Below are 3,306 nucleotides of genomic sequence, written 5' to 3'. Positions count from 1 at the left end.
CCCAACCAGAATCAGCGAATTCGTCAGGGCGGCACTCGTCCTCACCCACTTCGAGCACCGCTACCTCAGCAATTCTTGCTGAGATCACCTCAATGACCCGCAGCGCGCTGGTGTTCTTGTCGCGGCAACCCGTGATGACCCCGGTGTTGCTGGCCGGAATGGCACCGAAAGCGGCGCTGCCGACACCGACGAGCACGGCCGCGGCGGTCGCACCGATGGCGGCGATCTTCTGCTTCTTCGAGCGGAACACGCAGTTCTCCTAATCTGGGCGGTACGTATATCGGTGACGACTTGCTTCGCTATTCGCTGATGACGACGACGCGTTCGGACGGTTTGAGCTGCTCCGGGTTCGGCGGCGGCTGCAGTTCGCTGCGGCTCGCGGGCCGGGAGACGACTCCGGCGTCGGCGGCCGGCGTACGGTGCGCCGCGGCCAGGTAGATCACGGCCGCCAGCGCCACCGCGGCGAGCGCGGCCCCGACGCCGAACACTGCTTTCTTCAGCACGGAAGACCCCCGTTTCCGCCGTGGCACGGCATGCTTGAGAAACCCTCGCAACCCGAGGGCGAAGAATTGGTGCGAGGAAAAGAATGCGCTGGTTCAGCGACTCATGGATACGCCTGAGGGCGCGTTGATACGCACACCGGTTCTCCCGCGGTAGTCACCTGAAAACGGGTCCGGTTTCGCCACTGGCTCCCCACCGGACCAATTGGCGACCAAGGACGCCCGGTGGATCATCGCTTTCCCCGCCAGCCCTGATTGGCTGGTCCACTTAAGGTAGCCGCCAGGGTGCGGCAAGGTTGTCAGCAACCGAGTGGCACCCGACCGGCCCGGTCGGATGACACCCGCCCCGGGTCGTGCCGAGCCGCGGTTACTTTGTGTTGCGGGATTTGGGCGTACCGGCGAAAAACGTCAGGCAGCGTCGGGGTGCGGTGGCCGCGCGGCCTGCTGCAGCACGGCGAGCCGGGCCGAGCCGAGGACGACCGCGGTCACGGCGAGCCGCCACACGACGACGCCGAACTCGGTCACCGTGATGTGACCGGCGCCGAAGCGGCCGTTGACACCCTCCAGGCCGGGGTAGCTGACGATCACCATGACCGCGGCCGCGGCAGCGGTCGCCGGGGGCAGCCACCGGCGGCGGGTCTGCTCGAACGCCACCCAGGCGGCGACCGCGAGCAGCACCGTGCCGGCGATCAGGATCATCGCCACGGTCAGCGACACGGGCCGGTGCCCGTCGAGGCGGCTCGCGCCGTAGATGCCCCAGCCGGTCCACTCGACGCCGCCGCGCAGCAGCAGCACCTCGCCGCTCTCCGCGACGCCGGTGTTGTCCTCGCTGGCCCACGGCATGCTCATGGCGAACACCGCGCCCAAAGCACCGACGAGGGCGACGACGCGGGCTCCCATGCCGGCCGAGGTGAAGTCGGCGCGCTGTGGTGCGGTCATGGTCGTAGACCGTAGTGGATGCACCGGGCTGGTCGTCCAGCCAGGGCGTATACCGTTTTTCCCGACACTTCGTCCTCCGTTTTCCCGGCGCTTCGCTCTCCGGCGCTCAGCGCTTCCGCCTGCCTAACGGGCGGTAGCCGGGGTGCACACCGGGCGTGAGGCCCTGCTGGTCGGCAATGCGCCGCAGAAGCCCGGCGAGCTGCGCGCGCTCCTGCGGGTCGAGCGCGGCGCAGACGTCGTCGTCGTGCGCGCGGGCGAGCTGACGCATCTCCATGAGCACCTGCCGGCCGTCGTCGGTGAGGTGCAGCGCGTGGTGGCGCCGGTCGCTCACCCCCGGCCGCCGCTCCACGAGCCCCTTGTGGTCGAGCAGGTCGAGGATCGCGACCACCCGGCTCGGCACCACCCCCATGTCGGCGGCGACCGACTGCTGGCTGCGCCCGGGCTCCCCGGCGATCATGCGCAGCAGCCCCACCTCCGGCGGCGTCAGGCCGAGCGCTTCGACACGCTCGGCGAACCGACCAGCGGCGTGTGCGCCGACCTGCGCGATGAGAAACGCCGCACCCTGCGGCGGTTGCCCGGGACTGTCCACAGCGCTAGTGTACTGAACACTTCACCTCAGTGAACCATTGATCGCAGGGCTGGCGTGGTTGATCGCGGCGGGCTTCAAGCTGCCGATGCACGGCGGTCGCCGCCGACGGCTCTGCACTGCGGTTGCTGGGCGGCGGGTTGCAGCGGTTCCTGAGCAACGGTTTTCTGTCATACCCCGCGGTTACGCTGCTGGCCATGGCGATCCCAGAGCGCGTGCCGATCTCGCACGAGCCCGATTACCGCACCAGTCACATCGGCCACTACGCAGGCGGTCAGTTCTTCGGCTCGGTCACCGCAACCCTCGACGACGCCCCGGCCGGCGGCGACACCGACTGGTTCCGGCGCAAACGCTGGTATGCGGTGCTGCACCGCTTCACCGCCGACGGCACGCACACCGGCTCAGACATCTGGTTCGCCGGCACGAGCGAGCACGAGCGCGCCTCCATCGACCTGGCCGTGCGCCGCCTCGACACGTGGATCGCGGCACTGCCTGACCACAGGTTCGACGACATCTCCATCAAGCTCTTCCACGTCACGGTCGACGGCCACGTGTTCGGCCTCGTCGACGAGTCCCACATATACGACGCCGACCACGCCGAGTTCCTGCCCGACGATCTCGGCTTCGACCCGCCCTGGGACGGCCTCTACGACACCTGACGCACCCACCACCTCGCGGACAGCGCCGTGCACACACCACCGCGCGCCGCCCGGACCGCGGCCACTGTGACGGGCCAGTACAACGGGGGCCGTGCGGCGGGGGCTGTGCGACCGGGGCTGTGCGACGGGCCCAACCGCCGGGGTCGTGCGACAGGCCAGCGTGACAGGAGCCGCTGCAGCGGGGCCCGCCGCCCAAACGCCGCCGGCCCAACGGCCGAGCACACGCCGGCGCCGCCTTCCAGTTCTGCCGGTCTTCCGGTCCTTCCGGTTCTGCCGGTCTTCCGGTCCCTCCGGTTCTGCCGGTCTTCCGGTCCCTCCGGTTCTGCCGGTCCTTCCGGTTCTGCCGGTCCTTCCGGTTCTGCCAGTCCTTCCGGTTCTGCCGGTCCTGTCAGCCTCGGAGTCGGCGGCGCGAGCCGGCGCAGCGCGTGAGCACAGCCGCGACCGCACGGCTGGCTTCGTCCGTGAGTGTGAGGTCCGCGTGCTTGTGGATGTCGAGTCCCACAGGCCTCACCACCCGCACCCACACCATGTCAAGCCCCGGGTTTGATGGAGAGTTGGTTAGCTGGTTTTCGGGGATACGGTGACCGGCTGGGTCATCGTGTGTAGTGCCTCGTACTCGGCA

The 3,306-nt window shown here is 69.2% G+C and carries 5 protein-coding genes; 1 reads left to right on the top strand and 4 read right to left on the bottom strand.

Annotated features, from left to right (window positions below; genetic code table 11):
- The 4 genes from AB0H83_RS51625 to AB0H83_RS51610 all read right to left on the bottom strand — a co-directional run.
- On the bottom strand, positions 1-250 hold a 250-nt coding region (locus AB0H83_RS51625; protein WP_360111362.1), incomplete at its 3' end, for a hypothetical protein.
- A gap of 49 nt (positions 251-299) precedes the next feature.
- Positions 300-503 (bottom strand): hypothetical protein, encoded by a 204-nt coding sequence (locus AB0H83_RS51620; RefSeq protein WP_360111359.1) that lies wholly within the window; start codon positions 501-503, stop codon positions 300-302.
- Between the two features lie 405 nt (positions 504-908).
- Entirely contained in the window at positions 909-1,439 is a 531-nt protein-coding gene (locus tag AB0H83_RS51615) for a hypothetical protein (RefSeq protein WP_360111356.1), read from the bottom strand.
- Positions 1,440-1,545: 106 nt separating this feature from the next.
- Entirely contained in the window at positions 1,546-2,028 is a 483-nt protein-coding gene (locus AB0H83_RS51610; RefSeq protein WP_360111353.1) for a MarR family winged helix-turn-helix transcriptional regulator, read from the bottom strand.
- A 194-nt stretch (positions 2,029-2,222) separates the two neighbouring features.
- Between AB0H83_RS51610 and AB0H83_RS51605 the strand changes: the two genes are divergently transcribed.
- A complete protein-coding gene (locus AB0H83_RS51605) occupies positions 2,223-2,684 on the top strand; it encodes a hypothetical protein (RefSeq protein WP_360111350.1) in 462 nt (153 codons plus the stop codon).
- Positions 2,685-3,306 lie beyond the last annotated feature (622 nt).

It is taken from the genome of Dactylosporangium sp. NPDC050688 (genome assembly GCF_040654515.1).
Classification (GTDB): Bacteria; Actinomycetota; Actinomycetes; order Mycobacteriales; family Micromonosporaceae; genus Dactylosporangium.
The sequence above is the reverse complement of the archived record's forward strand: the minus strand, read 5'-3'. Positions and strand labels throughout refer to the sequence as shown.